Source organism: Streptomyces luteireticuli (assembly GCF_041519305.1).
Taxonomy (GTDB): Bacteria; Actinomycetota; Actinomycetes; order Streptomycetales; family Streptomycetaceae; genus Streptomyces; species Streptomyces luteireticuli.
The window spans coordinates 3469323-3486848 of the sequence record NZ_CP167927.1; the positions used below are offsets into that span (position 1 = coordinate 3469323).

Annotated in this window: 19 protein-coding genes; 4 read left to right on the top strand and 15 right to left on the bottom strand. The window is 71.5% G+C overall.

What is annotated here, in order from left to right; translation table 11 throughout:
• Positions 1 to 61 precede the first annotated feature (61 nt).
• The 3 genes from AB8735_RS15270 to AB8735_RS15280 are packed head-to-tail and all read right to left on the bottom strand — an operon-like array spanning position 62 to position 1074.
• Positions 62 to 472, bottom strand: coding sequence for a hypothetical protein (locus tag AB8735_RS15270; RefSeq protein ID WP_372407887.1), 411 nt, complete (start codon positions 470 to 472; stop codon positions 62 to 64).
• An 18-nt stretch (positions 473 to 490) separates the two neighbouring features.
• Positions 491 to 742 (bottom strand): DUF6255 family natural product biosynthesis protein, encoded by a 252-nt coding sequence (locus tag AB8735_RS15275; protein ID WP_372407890.1) that lies wholly within the window; start codon positions 740 to 742, stop codon positions 491 to 493.
• On the bottom strand, positions 739 to 1074 hold the full coding sequence (locus tag AB8735_RS15280) for a hypothetical protein (protein WP_344030333.1): 336 nt from the start codon (positions 1072 to 1074) through the stop codon (positions 739 to 741). Before AB8735_RS15280 ends, AB8735_RS15275 begins: the two co-directional genes overlap by 4 nt.
• A 138-nt stretch (positions 1075 to 1212) precedes the next feature.
• On the opposite strand from AB8735_RS15280, the gene AB8735_RS15285 reads away from it, so the two are divergent.
• Both AB8735_RS15285 and AB8735_RS15290 read left to right on the top strand, forming a co-directional pair.
• Complete coding sequence (locus AB8735_RS15285) at positions 1213 to 2082, top strand: DUF5753 domain-containing protein (RefSeq protein ID WP_344030336.1); 870 nt, start codon at positions 1213 to 1215, stop codon at positions 2080 to 2082.
• Positions 2083 to 2097: 15 nt separating this feature from the next.
• On the top strand, positions 2098 to 2301 hold the full coding sequence (locus tag AB8735_RS15290; protein WP_344030339.1) for a DUF397 domain-containing protein: 204 nt from the start codon (positions 2098 to 2100) through the stop codon (positions 2299 to 2301).
• A gap of 65 nt (positions 2302 to 2366) precedes the next feature.
• Here the strand turns inward: AB8735_RS15290 and AB8735_RS15295 are convergent, their stop codons facing one another.
• From AB8735_RS15295 to AB8735_RS15330, 8 genes are all read right to left on the bottom strand, one after another.
• A complete protein-coding gene (locus AB8735_RS15295; RefSeq protein WP_372407891.1) occupies positions 2367 to 3833 on the bottom strand; it encodes a M60 family metallopeptidase in 1467 nt (488 codons plus the stop codon).
• A gap of 205 nt (positions 3834 to 4038) precedes the next feature.
• On the bottom strand, positions 4039 to 4482 hold the full coding sequence (locus AB8735_RS15300; protein ID WP_344030344.1) for a hypothetical protein: 444 nt from the start codon (positions 4480 to 4482) through the stop codon (positions 4039 to 4041).
• Positions 4483 to 4575: 93 nt separating this feature from the next.
• Positions 4576 to 5433 (bottom strand): fumarylacetoacetate hydrolase family protein, encoded by an 858-nt coding sequence (locus AB8735_RS15305; RefSeq protein ID WP_372407894.1) that lies wholly within the window; start codon positions 5431 to 5433, stop codon positions 4576 to 4578.
• 115 nt (positions 5434 to 5548) lie between these two features.
• On the bottom strand, positions 5549 to 6298 hold the full coding sequence (locus tag AB8735_RS15310; RefSeq protein WP_344030350.1) for a YidC/Oxa1 family membrane protein insertase: 750 nt from the start codon (positions 6296 to 6298) through the stop codon (positions 5549 to 5551).
• A gap of 96 nt (positions 6299 to 6394) precedes the next feature.
• Positions 6395 to 6712 (bottom strand): DUF6412 domain-containing protein, encoded by a 318-nt coding sequence (locus AB8735_RS15315; RefSeq protein WP_344030353.1) that lies wholly within the window; start codon positions 6710 to 6712, stop codon positions 6395 to 6397.
• Positions 6713 to 6752: 40 nt separating this feature from the next.
• Complete coding sequence (locus tag AB8735_RS15320) at positions 6753 to 8267, bottom strand: sodium:solute symporter (RefSeq protein WP_372407896.1); 1515 nt, start codon at positions 8265 to 8267, stop codon at positions 6753 to 6755.
• On the bottom strand, positions 8264 to 8473 hold the full coding sequence (locus AB8735_RS15325; RefSeq protein WP_344030358.1) for a DUF3311 domain-containing protein: 210 nt from the start codon (positions 8471 to 8473) through the stop codon (positions 8264 to 8266). The genes AB8735_RS15320 and AB8735_RS15325 overlap by 4 nt, the downstream gene beginning before the upstream one ends.
• A 110-nt stretch (positions 8474 to 8583) precedes the next feature.
• Entirely contained in the window at positions 8584 to 9876 is a 1293-nt protein-coding gene (locus AB8735_RS15330) for a DUF445 domain-containing protein (RefSeq protein ID WP_372407898.1), read from the bottom strand.
• A 213-nt stretch (positions 9877 to 10089) separates the two neighbouring features.
• Between AB8735_RS15330 and AB8735_RS15335 the strand changes: the two genes are divergently transcribed.
• Positions 10090 to 11433 (top strand): SGNH/GDSL hydrolase family protein, encoded by a 1344-nt coding sequence (locus AB8735_RS15335; RefSeq protein WP_372407899.1) that lies wholly within the window; start codon positions 10090 to 10092, stop codon positions 11431 to 11433.
• A gap of 127 nt (positions 11434 to 11560) precedes the next feature.
• On the opposite strand, the gene AB8735_RS15340 is transcribed toward AB8735_RS15335, so the two are convergent.
• From AB8735_RS15340 to AB8735_RS15355, 4 genes are read right to left on the bottom strand one after another with little or no spacing between them, the layout of a single operon-like run.
• Complete coding sequence (locus AB8735_RS15340) at positions 11561 to 12157, bottom strand: DUF1707 domain-containing protein (RefSeq protein WP_372407900.1); 597 nt, start codon at positions 12155 to 12157, stop codon at positions 11561 to 11563.
• Between the two features lie 19 nt (positions 12158 to 12176).
• Positions 12177 to 13139 (bottom strand): ATP-binding cassette domain-containing protein, encoded by a 963-nt coding sequence (locus tag AB8735_RS15345; protein ID WP_344030369.1) that lies wholly within the window; start codon positions 13137 to 13139, stop codon positions 12177 to 12179.
• Between the two features lie 13 nt (positions 13140 to 13152).
• The gene (locus tag AB8735_RS15350) at positions 13153 to 13917 is read right to left on the bottom strand and encodes an ABC transporter permease (RefSeq protein WP_344030416.1); all 765 of its coding nucleotides are present in this window, start codon (positions 13915 to 13917) and stop codon (positions 13153 to 13155) included.
• A gap of 43 nt (positions 13918 to 13960) precedes the next feature.
• The gene (locus AB8735_RS15355; RefSeq protein ID WP_344030371.1) at positions 13961 to 14761 is read right to left on the bottom strand and encodes an ABC-2 family transporter protein; all 801 of its coding nucleotides are present in this window, start codon (positions 14759 to 14761) and stop codon (positions 13961 to 13963) included.
• Positions 14762 to 15088: 327 nt separating this feature from the next.
• Between AB8735_RS15355 and AB8735_RS15360 the strand changes: the two genes are divergently transcribed.
• Positions 15089 to 17380: a transglycosylase domain-containing protein gene (locus AB8735_RS15360; protein WP_372407902.1), complete on the top strand. Its 2292-nt coding sequence runs from the start codon at positions 15089 to 15091 to the stop codon at positions 17378 to 17380.
• Positions 17381 to 17526: the final 146 nt, after the last annotated feature.

Consider the following 17526-nt stretch of genomic DNA (forward strand, 5'->3'; position numbering starts at 1 on the left):
GTCTTGCGACCCTTATCCGGAAGCTATGGCTCCGGATTGACATACGGCAACGTGATGCGGCTCACAGTTCGACGACGACTCGGCGCAGGACCTGCCGGGCCTCGCCCACCAGACGTTCGAGGGTGACCGGGGAACCGCTGTAGGACAGCAGCCGCAGGGCGTCGATCCGCACCCGGTCGGCACCGCCGACATCCGCCGGCACGCCGGCGAAGAGCTCATACGTCTGACATGAACCGAGCGCCCGCTCGGCCTCCACGAGCAGTGCCCGGCCGCCGTGCGGCTGTTGCTGCCGGACTGCAAGCACGATCAGGATGCGGACGAGGGCATCCCCCGTCACCGGAGGAATCCCCCAAGTCCCGTACCGGGCCGACCGTTCACGGAAGTAGCGCCCGTCGGCGAGACCCCGTTCCCGGCCGATGACGACGTCGGCGATCCTGACGCACTCGCCCCAACCGTCGTCCTTCGCATCCATGCCCGCTATTCTGCCGGGTCAGGCAGCCGTCCAGCCGAACTCGGCATCGCTGCGCCCCCAGCGACTGATGTGCCGCACGGTCCGCGAGATCACGATCGCGGCGGCGCGGTCGGCGCGGATGCGGTCGTGCAGCGGACGTTTCACGACCGGCGGCAACTCCCTCGGCCGCAGGGCGCCGTAGTCCGTGAAGCGGCGGGTCCCGCATGTGCGGCAGCGGTTCTCGCCCCGGTCCGAGTCCCAACCGTCCATGTGGCGGCACTGGTTCATCATGACGTCCCCTTGTCCTTGCGCAGACAGTGCTCCATCACCCAGTGGGTGAGGGCTTCGGCAGTGGCGTTCCTGGATACGCGAAGGTCGTCGCCGGATGCGGCGAGGCGCCGCGCGGCTTCGAGCTCGGCGCACCGCTCGCACCCGGTCTGATACGGGCGGAGCCCGGCCTCGTTGCGCTCCTCGCGCGAGGCCAACCGCAGGACGTCCGGCGGCACTTCCCATTCGAGCCCGCCGCCGGGTCTGCGTACCTGCACGCGGTCACCGGTGTTTCCGATGACCTGTACGAGCCGGTTCTCCCGTACATCGACCACGAACACCCCGCTTCTGTACATGCCTTCACAATGGACCATCCCGGAAAGGGATTTCAAACTCCAATGCGCAGAGCTGCATTTTGCAGGTCTACGGGTTCAGGTGGCGCCCGGCACGGAAGTCCGGAAAGATCGGCGCACAGTCCGGGAACAGGGGGCCTTGTGGGCACGCAGGCACAACGCACCGCGCGGCGACGCAGGTTGGGTGCGGCACTCCGCGCCGCGCGGGAGGCGGCCGGCGTCACGATGACGGGGGCGGCGAGCGCCGTCCACTGCGACAACACCAAGATCAGCAGGATCGAGACGGGTCGGCACCGCATCACACGGCTGGAGCTGAACACTCTGTTCGACCTGTACCGGATCGATGACTCCGCCCTGCGGAAGCAACTGGTGGCCCTGGCGTCGGAGGGAAACCAACGGAGTTGGTGGCGTCGGCACAGCGCGATGATTTCGCCCGGCCTCTCCGAAGTGCTCGTCCTGGAGTCGGACGCGGCCCGGATCACGGCCTTCCACACGCAAGTGGTTCCCGGGCTCCTGCAAACCCGCGACTACGCCAGAGTTCTCATCGACGGACTCACCGCACAATTGGCGCACGAAGAAGTCGAATTCTATGTGGACCTCCGGATGGAACGGCAGAGGATCTTCGCGTGCGGCGATCCGCCCCTGCAATATCTGGCCCTCATCCCGGAAGCGGTGCTGCACCAGCGATACGGTGGCGCCGAGGTACTGGCCTCACAACTGCGGCACTTGGCAGCGGTGAACAGGCCACCGCACATGACAATCCGGGTGATCCCCTTCACCCAGACTGCCTTCACCGACACCTGCGGATCCTTCACTCTCTTTTCCTATCCCGACCCTCTGGACCTCGATGTCGTACTGGTCGAATCCCTGGACGGCTCCTTGTGCTTGCAGGAGGATGACTCCGTCGCCAAGTACATGAAGGCGATCGACGGTCTCCGGGCATCGGCGCTCTCGACGCAGCAATCCGTCGAGCTGATCACATCCATGGCTGATGAACTCGAGCGTGGGTAGGGAAGGGCACTCACCGTGTCACAGTGGCGCAAGTCCTCGTACAGCAATGACACGGGAGGCGCCTGTGTCGAAACACTCCACACGGCCGACGGCCGAATAGCCATACGGGACAGCAAATCCCGTGCCAGAGGCGCCTGCCTCGTCCCCCCGTCCGCCTGGACGGCCTTCACCACCGCCCTGGCGGGTTACGAAGGGGTGCAGCCCCTGCGGAATCGGTGAAGCGCGAACCACCGCCGCCCCGGCGGCGGGTACACCGTCCGGGGCGGCGAGCTCGGAGCTCCGGCCTACTCGCCGAGCCCCACAACGCGCCCGTCCTTGGGCCTGCCGTTCTCGAAGGCGGACGGATCGTGCTTGGGCGTGCGGAGATCGAGCTTGTCCAGGACCTTGGCGGCGTCCTTGCTCGGGAACATCTTCGATTTCGCGAAGAAGTCCCGCAGGTCCTCACCCGCGATGACGCTGGTCATCAGGATGAGGTTGTCCTGGGCGCCTCGCGGGTGCTTGGGCTTGTCCCTGCCGGCCAGATCATTGACCTTGGGCCAGAAGTCCGGGCCGTAGGCGAGCCTGAGCTGGTCGAACATGACGGCCCGCTGCACGTCCACCGAGGACGGGTCCGCCTTGCGGAGGCCGGCCAGCGTCCGGCTGAGCTTCGAAGTGATGCCGGCGGTGAACCCTCCGCCGAGGCTGAAGTGCCGCTCGACGGCGGTGGCATAGAGGCTCGCGGTGGCCTCGCCGAGCCCGTCGCCGCCCAGGGGCGCGAGCTGACGGTGACGGCCCAACTCCTTCCAGACCTCCCAAGTCCGCTTGTCGTGCGACGAGCTGATCGGGCCAAGGCGTTGGGCAAGCTTGCCCGGGGAGAGGAGGACGTCGGCGTAGGCGGGATCGAAGGCCACCTGTCCGTCCGTGGCCCCCGTCTTCTGGCTGTCCAGGGTGATGTGCTGGACCAGCGGGCTGGGCCGGGTCTTCCCGTCCCCGACGTTGTTGACGGCGTCCTGGACGCGGGTGATCGTCTCGTAGGACTCCATCAGCCGCTTCTGGTCCTGGTCGCGGTACTTCAGCGCCGTGGCCCGGTCCACCGTCAGGACGGTCCGCTCGCTGACGTACTCGACCCACGGGACGTTGGTGGGCCTGTCGAGCATCTTGCGGAACTCCTCGTTGCTCGTCCTGCCGAGCACGAAGCGCGGGGCCTCCGCTATTCCGAGGGTTTCCAAGGTGATCGAGGCGGACGAGCCTCCCTCGACGGAGAGGTAGAGCATGCCGCCGGGCCCGTCGCGAAGGATGTTGCTGCCCGGCTCCAGGGTGATGACGCGCTGCTCGCCCCCGTCCCCCTTGGCGCCCGGGACGCCGATGTGCAGCTTCACCTTTCCGGCCCGGCTCTCCGGAGTGTCGTCGATGATGACGGCCGACCGCTTCTGCGGCGGCAGGTACAGGCCGGTGCTCTGCGCACTGCTCAGTTTCAGCGTGGACTTCAGCCGCTGCTGCTCCGCGCCCGGTGACGGCTTGGCGGGCAGCTTCGCCGTCAGGCCTATGGGGGTGAAGAAGGCGCCGGGCTTGAGCTGCCGTGCGCCACGGCGCTGCTCGGCGGCCGCGCCGGCGGGGTCGCCGTCCTGGGCGGTCACCGGCGCGGCCACGGCCTCCGCCGTAGTGGCCGCCGTCGTGCCCACCACGGCCGCGAGGACCGTGGCCGCGATGAACGCGGTCCTTCTGCCGACGGTCGTCCGGCGCCGGTGCTTGGGCGAATTATCACGCGTCACGTGGAAGTTTCCCTTCCCTGCCTCGCGATGGCGAGGTCTGCGAATCTCTTGTCGCGGCAGCGTTCTCCGGCGGCCCTGGGGAGCGAACCGCTCCGTCATTTCCGGCGAAAACCGCCTCAATCGATTCCAACACGCTGCCAGGGAAGGGTTTGTGGACCGGAGCACTCCTTACGTAGACCTTTGTGCTGCTTCCCCGAAGCGGGGGTTACCCCTCCACCCGCGACCGGTACAGCACCCCCAGCGCCAGCCCCGACCCCAGCAGCACCAGCCCCCCGCCCACGGCCATGTTCCCGTCCATCGGCGGACCGCTGTGCCGCGGGACGCCGTCGTCGGACGAGCGGACCGCCGTCAGCGGCGCGACGGTGATCGGGTAGCGGGCGCGGGCCGACGGGTCCGTCGGGAGGGCCGTGGGGGCGGCAGCCGCCCAATCGGTGTCGGAGCCGGCCGGGGCGCCGCCGACGCACGCCCCCGGCGCACCCGCCGCGCATCGCGCCGCGGCGGCGCGGTCGTCGGGCGAGCCGGAGGCGGTGAAGGCGCAGAGCAGCAGCGCGCCGCTGACCGCCGTCACCAGGACCGTCGCGGTCGCGGCCAGGGTCGCCCTGGCCGTGGGGCGGGCCCTGAGCCGGGCCCGGCGAATACTGTGCCGCATGTCCGAAAATAAGCACACGGGAACCGACCCCCTCGGGCAGCACACGCGCCCGTTCCCCCGAACGCACCGGATCACCGTCGTGCGGGCTCCCGGCTACCCGTCCTTGAACTGCTGACGCTGGCCGCCCAGACCGTCGATCTCGAGTTCGACGACGTCGCCGGGGCGGAGGTAGGGCTTGGGCTCGGGTCTGCCGAGGGCCACACCCGCCGGGGTGCCGGTGTTGATGACATCTCCAGGGTAGAGCGTCATGAACTGGCTGATATAGCGCACGAGATGAGCGACGGGAAAGATCTGGTCGGCGGTGCTCGCGTGCTGCACCGTCTCGCCGTTGACCCGGGTGCGGATGGCGAGCGCCTGGGGGTCGGGGATCTCGTCGGCGGTGACGAGCCAGGGGCCGAGGGGGTTGAACGTCTCGCAGTTCTTGCCCTTGTCCCACTGGCCACCGCGTTCGAGCTGGTACGCGCGTTCGGACACATCGTTGCTGATGGTGTAGCCGGCGACGCAGGCGAGGGCCTCCTCGTCGGTCTCCAGCCGACGCGCGGTGCGGCCGAGGACGACGGCGAGCTCGGCCTCCCAGTCGGTCTTGCGACTGCCGGGCGGGATGAGCACGGTGTCCTCGGGGCCGACGACCGTGTCCGGGGCCTTGAGGAAGAGGGCGGGTTCGGCGGGGGTGCGGGCGCCCAGTTCCGCCACGTGGCCGTGGTAGTTGAGGCCCACGCAGACGATCTTGCCGATGCGGGCGACCGGCGGGCCGGTGCGCAGGCCCGCCGGGTCGAGCCGGGGCAGGATGCGCGCACCGACGGCGGCCCGGACGCGGTCGAGGACGGACGCGTCGCCGAAGAGGGCGCCGTCCACGTCGGGGACAAGGGAGGAGAGGTCGCGCAGGACGCCCTCCTCGTCCAGCAGTGCCGGGCGTTCCGCCCCCGCCGGGCCGACTCGGAGCAGCTTCATCGGTACAACCACCCTCCGGAAAGTCGGCGCAACTGATTGATCGTCCAAGAACCCGGGGGTGATCGGCAAGAGCCGTTTCGGTCTATGGACGGCGTCCGGCCGGTGCCCGGAACGGTCAGGACAGGGCCGAAACCCGCTCGCCTTCCCGGAGTTCGGCCGGAGTGCGGTGGAGGTACGCGCGTTCCACCGCCGACCACAGGGTCGTCGTCACCACGTACAGCCCTGCCGCGAGCGGCACGACCGCGACCGTGATCAGCGTGGCGAAGGACATCAACGGGGCGATCCGGGCCACCGCCGCCAGGCCCGGCAGCTGCTGCCCGCCGTCCGCGGGCGGCGCGGCGGCCGCCGCCTTGCGGGTGCGCCGGTACGTCCAGGTGGCGACCGCCGCGACGATCGCGAACAGACCGAGGTAGACGAGGCCGTGGGCACCCAGCGGGCCGCCGGATCCGAGCGCATCGGCCCAGCGGCCGCCGAGCGGGGCGCCGAGCAGGGTGTGGTCGAGCAGGTCGCCGCCGGATCCGGTGGAGAACAGGTGGTACATCACATAGAAGACGGGCAGTTGGGCGAGCGTGGGCAGACAGCCCGCCACGGGGGACACCCCCGCCTTCTTGTAGAGCTCGGCCGTCGCGCGCTGCAGCTTCTCGGGGTTCTTCCCGTGCTTGCGCCGCAGTTCGGCCATCTGCGGCGCAAGGGCGGACCTGGCCCGCTCGCCCCGGGCGGCGGACCGGGCGAGGGGATGCAGGGCGAGGCGTACGCACAGGGTGAGGACCACGATCGCGGCAGCCGTCGCCGAGGCGCCGAAGACGGGGTCGAGTGCGTCGGCCAGGTAGGAGAGAAGTGCGCCAAGGGGTGCGAAAAGGGACATGGTTGAGCCCTCCACGGGGTCTCGTCGTGCCGGAATCCGGAATGCGGTATCGGCGTGACGAGCCGCGAGGCAGCTCGATGGGGAGAAGGAGAGCGCCTACGCGGCCGTCGGGAGGGGGCGGCCGGGCGCCCGGGGCCGACGGCGGCCCCGCCCGTCGGGATCGCGCTGGGCGAGGAAGGCGGTGCGCAGCTCCCGGTCGCGTATCGCGGTGCGTATGCGCGTCGGGGGGAGCGGGCCCGTGCGGACGGCGGTGGAGAGCGCGGCGCACAGCGTCAGCGCCGCTCCCATGGCCGCCGTCGAGGCGACGGCGACCGCGCCGGCGAGCAGGCTCGGCATGCCGCTCTGGACGAGCAGCAGTTCGGTGAGGACGGCGAGGAGCACGGCGATGTGCGTCCGCAGGACGTTGTTGACCATGCTCCCCTCCCCACACTCGTTCGTTCAGTCGTTCCCGATACTAGACGGCACCACTGACAGCCGTCTCCTCCGGGTGCGGATCATTGGCCAACACCTCGGCGTCCGGCCGGTCGTCCACCGGCTTCGGGCCCAGCAGGGACACCGCGAGCGCGACCACGAGGTTCACTCCGAGGGCCAGCGCGCCCGCGTTCACGCCCCACACCGGGTCGTGCTCGGTGAAGACCAGTGCGCAGACGAGTGCGCCGCCGACGACGAGACCGCTCAACGCGCCCCATAGCGTCAACTTCCGCCACACCAGGCCCAGAAGGATCATGGGGACGAGCTGGGCCATGCCCTCGTAGGAGATGAGGGAGAGCCGGACGAGCGTGTTGGGGGCGGCGTACGTCAGGGCGAGGGCCAGGGCGCCCGCCGCCACGACCACGGTCTGCGCGGCGAACCGCTGCCGCCGGGGACGGCCGTCCAGCGCGGGGACGAGGCCGAGCACGCTCTTGCCCCACATCGTGCCGATGACCAGCATGAACACGGCCATGGGGACGATGGACGAGAGCGCCGCCGCCACGCCCACGAGGCCGACCAGCCACGCCGGGAGCGAGTCCACGACCAGCTTGAACAGGGCCAGGTTGGAGCCCGCGCCGGTCAGCCCGGGGACGACGAAGAGCGCGGCCAGGCCCAGCAGCATGGGCACGAACAGCAGCACGTTGTAGACCGGCAGCAGCACCGCGTTGCGCCGCAGGGCGTCGGCGCTGCGCGCGCCGAGGTAACCGGCCACGGTGGTCGGGAAGATGACGACGGTGAGCGAGTTGAGGAAGCTCGTGGTCGCGAACCAAGTGCCGCCCAGGCCGCTGCCGCCGTGTCCGCTGAGGGTGAGCCACTGCGGCTTCTCGGCCACCAGCCGGTCGAGGAAGGGGCCGTAGCCGTCGAAGTAGTGCGCGGGGATGTAGATCGCGAGGAACGCGAGCGTGCCGATGACGAGCACGTCCTTGAGGACCGAGACCCAGGCGCTGCCGCGCAGCCCGCTGACCACGACGAAGGCCGTGGTGACCGCGAAGGCGATGAAATAGGCCCAGTTGAGGCTGATCGCGCCGTAGGAGATGGTCGAGACGACGACCCCCATGCCGGTGATCTGGAGCTGGATGTAGGGCAGCAGGCAGACCGTGGCGAGGACCGCGACGAGGGCGCCGAGCCAGGGGCGGTTGTAGCGGTGGGCGACCATGTCGGTGATCGAGACGAGGCCGTGCTCGCGGGCGTACGACCAGAGGGTCGGGCCGACGACGTAGCCGATCGCATAGCCGCAGGAGAGGTAGGCGATGACGTAGAGGACGGGGGCGCCGAAGTTGTAGCCCCAGCCGGCCGCGCCGAGGTAGCTGAAGCTGGTGTAGCCCTCGCCGGCCATCAGCACCCAGATCATCACCGTGCCGAGGCTGCGTCCGCCCACCGACCACTCGGTGATGCCGCCGCCGGCGCCCCGGCCCCGGACGGCGAGGAGGCCGAGGGCGACGGTCAGGAGCATGAATGCGGCGAAGACGGCGGTCGCGACGGTGGAGTTCGCGCTCATGCGCGGCCTCGCTTGCGGTCCGCCCGGCGGGTCATCAGGACGGCCACGGGGGTGAGGAGGGTGGCCAGCAGGAACCAGAAGAAGAGGAAGGGGAGGCCGAGGACGGTCGGGTGGACGCGGTCCGTCAGGGGGAGGGCTCCGAGGTAGAGCACGTAGGGGGCCAGGAGCCAGAGGAGGGCGGGACGTTTCAGCACGGGGGCAACCATAGGTTGCCGGGGTTGGGGGTTTGTCTCTCCCCGCCCCGCCCTTTCACCGTTTCTTCCGGGGCTCCGCCCCGGGGCCTGCTGTCCTCAAGCGCCGGACAGGCCGGTTTGCCTCATGCCCCCACCAAGCGCGACGCCGTGTAGATCAGCAACCCCGCCAACGCGCCCACCACCGTGCCGTTGATCCGGATGAACTGCAGGTCCCGGCCGATGTGGGCCTCGATCTTCCGCGACGTCTGCTCCGCGTCCCAGCCCGCCACCGTCTCGGTGATCAGGGACGTGATCTCGTCCCGGTACGTCGTCACCACGTGCACGGCCGCGTCCTCCAGCCAGCCGTCCACCTTCGCCCGCAGCTTCTCGTCCGAGGACATCCGGGCACCCAGCGAGAGGATCGCGGCCCGGGCGCGGATGCGCAGTTCGCTGCGTTCGTCCTCGGCGGCGGCCACCACCATCGCGCGGACGGAGGCCCAGGCCGAGGCGATCAGGTCCTGGACCTCGCCACGGCCCAGGACCTCCGACTTCAGGTGTTCCACGCGGGCGCGGGTGTCGGGGTCGGACTGGAGGTCGCGGGCGAAGTCCACGAGGAAACGGTCCACCGCGCCGCGCGCCGGGTGGTCGGGCATGTCGCGCATCTCGGTGACGAAGCGCAGCAGCTCCTTGTAGACGCGCTCGCCGACCTTGCGGTCCACGAAGCGCGGGGTCCAGCCGGGGGCGCCGCCGGAGACCGCCTGCATCACCGAGTCCCCGTGCGTGATCAGCCAGTCGTGGGCCCGGACGCACACCAGGTCCACCACCTTGCGGTGGCCGCCGTCGGTGACGATCCGGTCCAGCATCCGGCCCAGGCCCGGCGCGACCTCCTGTGCGTCCGCGCGACGGGTGATCGCCTCGCCGACCACGGCCTGGACGTCCGCGTCGCGCAGCACCCGCAGGGCGCCGCGCAGCGCGGTCGCCAGCTCGGCCGTCACCCGGTCGGCGTGCTCGGGCTCCGCCAGCCAGGCGCCGAGGCGGGAACCGATGCCGACGGTGCGCAGCCGGCGCCGTACGACATCGCCGGAGAGGAAGTTCTCCCCGACGAACTCGCCGAGGCTCTGGCCCAGCTGGTCCTTCTTGGTCGGGATGATCGCCGTGTGCGGGATGGGCAGGCCCATCGGCCGGCGGAAGAGCGCGGTGACCGCGAACCAGTCGGCGAGCGCGCCGACCATGCCCGCCTCGGCGGCGGCCGCCACATAGCCCGCCCAGGCGCCCGCGCCGGCCGACTGCGCCCATTTGGCGAGGGCGTAGACGAGGGCGACGGCGAGGAGGAGCCCGGTGGCGATGGCCTTCATCCGGCGTACGCCGCGGCGCTTGAGCTCGTCCGCCTCGCTGTAGGTGAAGCCGGTCGCGGCGTCGTTCTGGGGCTGCCTCATCCGTACCACCCGTCCACGCTGTCCCCTCTCCTCGGGAAAGCCCATTGTCTCCGCGGGTCCCTCACGGACGACTCGGGGAACGTCCCTGAGGTTCCCCCCGTCTTGCCCGGTGCCCCCTCCGGGGCCCCCGGCCGCCCGGACCTTCCCGGGCGCCTCGTGGGATCATGAAACCCGGTGATCGTTCCGCGCCTTCCGTCCCAGGAGACTTCCGCGATGACCCGTACCCCGTCGTCCCGCGCCACCGCGCTCGCCGTGGTCGCCGCGCTGGTCGCCGTCGTGACGCTGGTCTCCGCCGCGATCTTCCTCGGGGCGGCGGGCGGGCGCGGCGGGCGCGGCGGGGAGGACGGGACGCCCGCGGCCGTCCGGACGGAGGCGGCGACGCCGGCCGCCACCGGCACCTGGACCGGCACCTGGGCCGCCGCGCCGGCCGCGGCCGAGCCGCACACCGCGGGGGCCGGGCTGGCCGGTACATCCATCCGCAACGTCGTCCACACCAGCGTCGGCGGCACCGGGGCCCGCGTCCAGCTCTCCAACCTCTTCGGCAACCGGCCGCTGCACCTCGGGCACGCCTCGATCGCCGTCTCGGCCGGGCCGCGCACGGCCGCCGCGGTACCCGGCTCCATGCGCCGGCTGACCTTCGGCGGACGGGCCTCCGCGGTCGTGCCCGCCGGGCAGGCCGTCGTCAGCGATCCGGTGCCGCTGCCCGTCGCCCCCGCGTCCGACCTGCTGGTCACGGTGTACTCGGCCGTTCCGTCCGGTCCGGTGACGCTGCACCCGCACGCCCGGCAGTTGTCCTGGCTCGCCCGGGGGGACCGGACCGAGGACGCCGGCGGGGCTCCGTACACCACCCGGACCGCGTACTGGCGGTACGTCACCGCCGTCGACGTCTGGGGCACCCGGGCGGCCGGCTCGGTCGTCGCGATCGGCGACTCCATCACGGACGGGGTCACCTCGACCGTCGGCGCCGACCAGCGGTGGACCGACCACCTCGCGGCCCGCCTGCGCACGGAGCACGGCGCCCCGCGCTACGGGGTCCTCAACGAGGGCATCAGCGGCAACCGCATCCTCCTGAGCAACCGGGGCCGGGCCCCGGCCAACAACCCCAGCGCGCTGGACCGCTTCGACCGCGACGTGCTGGGCCGCACGGGCGTACGGGCCGTCGTGATCGAGCTCGGCGTCAACGACATCCTGCGGCGGCCGCAGCAGCTCGACCCGCGGCGGATCGTCGCCGGGCTGCAGCAGCTGGTGGCCCGGGCGCACGAGCGCGGCCTGGTCGCCGTCGGCTCCACGCTGACGCCGTTCGGCGGGCACCTCGGGGCCGTGCCCCGGCAGGAGACGGTGCGGCTGGCGGTGAACGCGGAGATCCGGGCCGGGCGGGTGTTCGACTCGGTCGTGGACTTCGACCGGGTGCTGCGCGATCCGGCGGATCCGCAGCGGCTGCTGCCGGCGTACGACAGCGGGGACCGGCTGCATCCGAACGATGCGGGGTATCGGCGGATGGCGGGGGCGGTGGATGTGGGGGTACTGGGGCGTGGGGGCGCGGCGTCCGGCTTGTGAGTTCGCCCCCGGCCCGCCCTTTCACCGTTTCCCGCCGCGCTCCGCGCGGGGGCAACGCGGCTGCGCCGCATTGCGGGGCCGAGGGGCGAAGCCCCGGGAGAAACGGTGAAAGGGCGGGGTGGGGGAACTAACCCTCGCCTTCACCACCGGCCCGGCGGACCACCTCCACCCCGCCCCAGAACGCCAGCCCCGTCACCCGTACCCGTACCGCCGGCGCATCCGGCGCCCCCGCCCCCGCCCCCTTCGAGTCGAAGCCGCCCATGATCCCGACGCCGTCCACCCGGACGTCCAGGCCGGGCGGCACGACGACCTGGATGCCGCCCATGATCGCGACGCAGCGGATCGTCACCTCGCCGTCCTCGAACGACGCCTCGCGCAGATCGATCTGCCCGCCGCCCCAGAACGCGAAGCCCGTGAAGCGGCGCGGCACCGTCCACCGGCCGTGGCGCCGGAAGCCGCCCATGACGGCCACTCCGAGGGAGGAGGTCGGGCGGCCGCCGACACGGGCGTCGACGGCCGGGGCGGGGGCGGGGGCCGACGGCGTCGGCAGGTCCCGGACCAGCGGCTCCAGTTCGCCGCGCGTCCGCGCCTTGTACGCCGCGTCCAGCCGCTCCCCGAACTCCTCCAGGTCCAGGCGGCCGTCGGCGACGGCCGTGCGCAGCACCTCGGCGACGCGTTCGCGCTCCGCGTCCGACACCCGCATCTCGGGAAGTTCACTCGACATGGTCATCAGAGTAGAGCCCCTATATCCCTGAACGGCCCTCGTACAGCCGGGCGATGACCTGCTCGATGTCCGGCTCCCGCACCGAGAGGTCCACCAGCGGGTACCGTTCGGCGACGGCCGCCACCACCGGCGCCGCCGACCGTGCGGCGGGGAAGGCCAGCCACTGCCTCGGCCCCTCCACGCGCACCACCCGCGCCCCGGGCACATCCGTTATCGGTGGCGACTCCCGTTCCAGGTCCACCACGAGCATCCGTTCGCTCTCCCCCACCGTGTGCAGCCCGTCCAACGCGCCGTCGTAGACGAGCCGTCCGTGGTCGATGACCATCACCCGGCGGCACAGTTGCTCGATGTCCGTCAGGTCGTGCGTGGTGAGGAGCACGGTCGTGCCCCGCTCGGCGTTGACGTCGCGCAGGAAGCCGCGCACCTTCGCCTTGCTCACCACGTCCAGGCCGATCGTCGGTTCGTCGAGGTAGAGGACCTCGGGGTCATGGAGCAGGGCCGCCGCGATGTCGCCGCGCATGCGCTGCCCGAGCGAGAGCTGGCGGACGGGGACGTCCAACAGCTTTTCCAGGTCCAGGAGTTCGATGCAGCGGTCGAGGTTGGCGCGGTAACGGGCCTCGGGGATCCGGTACATGCGGCGCACCAGGCCGTACGAGTCGCGCAGCGGCAGGTCCCACCACAGGGTCGTGCGCTGGCCGAAGACGACGCCGATGCGCCGGGCGAGGCGCGTGCGGTCGCGGGACGGGTCGATGCCGGCGACGCGCAGCCGGCCCCGGCTGGGGACCAGGATGCCGGTGAGCATCTTGATCGTCGTGGACTTGCCCGCGCCGTTGGGGCCGATGTAACCGACCATCTCACCGCGCGGCACCCGGAAGCTGATGCCGTCGACGGCGCGCACCTCGCGCCGCTCCCGGCGCAGCAGCCCCGCCCGCCGCCGCACCTCGAACACCTTCTCCACATCGGTGAGTTCGATCAGCTCCATGTCATCGTCCGCCTCAACTTCCCGTGCTCCGATAGCTCCTGAGTCCCGCCCGCCACGCCAGCCCCGAGAGCCCGAGCAGCAGCAGGGCGACCACCGGTCCGCAGAACGCCACCCACCCGGGCAGGTGCAGCGGGTCGTCGCGGCCCAGCAGCCACAGCGCGGGCAGCCAGTTGACGAAGGCGAGGGGGACGACGAAGGTGGCCCCGCGCACCAGTTCCTTCGCGAACACCGTCGGCGGGTACTGCAGCAGCGTGCAGCCGCCGAACGTGAAGGAGTTCGCCACCTCGGACGCGTCGGCCGCCCAGAACTGGAAGGCCGCGCCCGCCAGAAAGACCGCCGCGAAGATCGCCGCCCCCGTCACCACCATCACCACCGCGAACACCACCCGCCACGGCGTCCACACCACGTCCACCCCCGCCACGCCCCACCCCAGCACCACCGCGCCCTGGCAGATCCGCCCGATCCGGCGCAGCGCGAAGCGGTCCGCCGCCACCTGGACGAGCACCGGCACCGGACGGACGAGGAACTGGTCGAACGTGCCGTCGCGCACCCGCCGCCCGACCCGGTCCGCGTTGCCCAGCAGCAGATCGGCCAGGCCGAAGGAGGTGCAGGTCGTCCCGTACAGCAGCGCGACCTCCGGGAGGGTGAACCCGCCCAGCGCGTCGATGTGCGAGAACATCAGCAGGATGGCGACGAAGTCCAGGGCGCTCACGGCGAAGTTGCCCAGCGCCGTCAGGGCGAAGGAGAGCCGGTACGCCATCGTCGAGCGCACCCACATCCCGGCGATCAGACCGTACGAACGAAGGGCGTGCGCCCACCGCTCAGCCACCCTGGACCACCACCTTCCGCGTCGCCCTCGCCTGCATCAGCCGCCCCAGGGCCAGCAGCAGCACCGCCCACCCCGCCTGGAAGGCCAGCGCGCCCGCCGCTCCCCACCCGGCGTGCCGGCCGAGCAGCACGTCCACCGGCACCTGGAGCATCGCCGCCCACGGCAGCGCCCGGGCCACCGCGCCGAAGAGCCCGGGAAAGACGTTCAGCGGCAGCAGCGAGCCGGAGAAGAACAGGCACAGCAGCTGGCTGACCATGGCCACGCCCGCCCCGTCCAGCAGCCAGAACGCGCACAGCCCCACCAGGTAGTGCACCGCGAAGCCGACGACGACCGCCAGCAGCACCGCGCACAGGAACAGCAGCCAGCGCAAGGGATCGGCGGGCAGCGCGAGTTCGAAGCAGAGCGCGCCCGCGAGCAGCGGCACCACTCCCCTGCCCAGCAGTTGGAAGCCCGCCCGGCCCAGGTCCGCCGCCAGCCACCACAGCTGGAGGTCGGCCGGGCGGTAGAGGTCGACGGCGATGTCCCCGTTGCGGACGCGCTCCTGCAACTCCTCCTGGAAACCGCCCCCGAGCAGCGAGACCGTCGCCAGCAGCGCCTGGCTGACCCAGACGAACGTCAGGGCCTGCGCCCGGTCGTAGCCGCCCAGGTGCGGGCGTTCGTGCCACAACGCGATGAACGTATAGGCGAGGACGAAGCCGAAGACCGTATTGGTGAAGACGCCGGCGGCGGTCGCGATCCGGTACGTCGCGTACCGGCGGAAACCGCTCACCGCGACCGCGGCGTACAGCCGCATCCCGTCCCCCTTCGGCTCGTTGAACCTGGTTAGTCCGCCGCCCGGCCGGGCCGTCACCCGAAACGCAGGAGCGTAGCCGTACGTCCCAGCCCGGAGCCACGCATTTGTCACCCCCCGGTGTGGTCGGCCTCATCCGAACGGCCCCACCGCACCGCACGGGGTGCGCTGGACCCCTCCGGCCGGGACACGTGATGCGACAGTGCTTACGGGGCGCGCACGGCAGCACTGCTTTGGCAGCACTGCCCCGGGCACACGGACCGCCTGACACGACACGACACCGCTGCGCCGCGGCCAACCCCGGCAACGGGCCGAGGAGTTCCAGGAAAGATGAGCGACGAGCACTCACAACAACGGCCCCGTGACCGGGCTGCCGGCCCGCCGCCGGCCTGGGCGCCCAGAGGCGAGGCCGCCCGTCCCCGCAAGCGCACCGGCTGGCGCCGGCTGCTGCCCACCTGGCGCATGGTGCTCGGGGCGTTCGTCCTGGTCGTGCTCCTCGTCGCGGGCGGCCTCATCGCGGGGTACACCCTCGTCAACATCCCGGCGGCCAACAAGGCCGCGACCGCGGAGAGCAATGTCTTCCTCTACGCGGACGGGAGCCAGCTGGCCCGCGACGGCGAGGTCAACCGGGAGAGCGTCCCCCTCAGCCGCATCCCCAGGAACGTCCAGCACGCGGTGCTCGCCGCCGAGGACCGGGACTTCTACTCGGAATCGGCCGTCAACCCCGAGGCGATGGTCCGCGCGGCGTGGAACACCGTCACCGGCAAGGGCAAGCAGTCCGGCTCCACGATCACCCAGCAGTATGTGAAGAACTACTACCTCGGCCAGGAACAGACCATCAGCCGCAAGGTGAAGGAGTTCTTCATCGCCATCAAGCTGGACCGCGAGTCCAGCAAGGACGACATCCTCGAGGGCTACCTCAACACCAGCTACTTCGGCCGCAACGCCTATGGGATCCAGGCCGCGTCCCAGGCGTACTACGGCAAGGACTCCGACAAGATCGACACCGCGCAGGGCGCGTACCTGGCGACCCTGCTGAACGCGCCGAGCGCGTACGACGTCGGGGCGCACCCCGAGAACAAGCCGCGGGCCATGGCCCGCTGGAACTACGTCCTCGACGGCATGGTCAAGAAGGGCTGGCTCGGCGCCGCCGAGCGCGCCTCGCTCAAGTTCCCCGCGCCCGGCAAGTCCAGGCCGCGGCTGGGCATGTCGGGCCAGCGCGGCTACCTCGTCGAGGCGGTCAAGGACTACCTCACCAACAACAAGATCATCGACGAGCAGACGCTGGCCGCCGGCGGCTACCGGATCACCACCACCATCGACCGCAAGAAGCAGGACGCCTTCGTCCAGGCCGTGAAGTCCGAGCTGATGGACGAGCTCAGCGACTCCCGGAAGGTCGACTCCTACGTCCGGGCCGGCGGCGCCTCCGTCGAACCCCGGACGGGGAAGGTCGTCGCCCTCTACGGCGGCATCGACTACACCAAGCAGTACGTCAACAACGCCACCCGCCGCGACTACCAGGTCGGCTCGACCTTCAAGCCGTTCGTCTTCACCTCGGCGGTGCAGCACGGCTCCACGACGCAGTCGGGCCGCCCGATCACCCCCAACACGATCTACGACGGCACCGACAAGCGGCAGGTCATCGGGCCCGACGGGCCCGTCGGCTACAACCCGTCCAACGAGGACGACCGCAGCTACGGTCCGATCACCGTCACCAAGGCGACGGACCTGTCGGTCAACGCCGTGTACGCGCAGATGGCCCAGGACGTCGGGCCCGCCAAGGTCAAGGCCACGGCCGTCTCCCTCGGCGTCCCCGAGAAGACCCCCGACCTGACCGCCTCCCCGTCCATCGCGCTCGGCCCCGCCACCGCCAGCGTCCTGGACATGGCCCAGGCGTACGCCACGCTCGCCAACCACGGCCGGCACGGGCCCTACACGCTCGTCGAGAAGGCCAGCAAGGGCGGCGAGAGCCTCCAGCTGCCGAACCTCGACGAGAAGAAGCAGGCCGTGCCCCGGGACGCGGCGGACACCACCACATCCATCCTGCAGAGCGTCGTCGACAGCCCCGGCGGGACGGGCGCCGCCGCCCGCAACTCCGGGCGGCCGTCGGCCGGCAAGACGGGCACGGCGGAGGAGGACAAGGCCGCGTGGTTCGCCGGCTACACCCCCGATCTGGCGACCGTGGTGGCCGTCATGGGGCAGGACTCCGACAGCGGCGAGCAGAAGTCGCTCTACGGGGCGACGGGGCTGCCGCGCATCAACGGCGGCGGCTATCCGGCGCGGATCTGGGCCGAGTACACGGCGGGCGCGCTGCGGGGGGCGCCGGCGCGGGACTTCGACCTGGAGCTGGAGCAGGGGGCCGGGAGTCCGCCGCCGGAGGTGCCCTCGTCGTCGGCGCCGCCGCCGGTCACGTCCGCGCCGCCGACGACGTCCGCGCCGCCGCGGCGCCCCCCGACGTCGTCGTTCGCCCCGCCGCCCGGGCCGCCGACGGGCCCCCCGGCCCCGCCGACCGGCCCGCCCACGGGCCCACCATCGCTCCCGATCATCACCCTCGGGCCGAATCCCGGGGGGCGGGACGGGCGGGGCGGGGAGCATCACGATCTGCTCGGGTACGACTACTAGGGCCGTGGGCCGGGGGTTTCCTGCCCCCGGCCCGCCCTTTCACCGTTTCTTCCGGGGCTCCGCCCCGGGGCCCGGCACCGCGGCTTCGCCGCGGTGGGCGGGGCTCCGCCCCTGCGCCCCGGCGGGGGCTGCGCCCCCTGCACCCC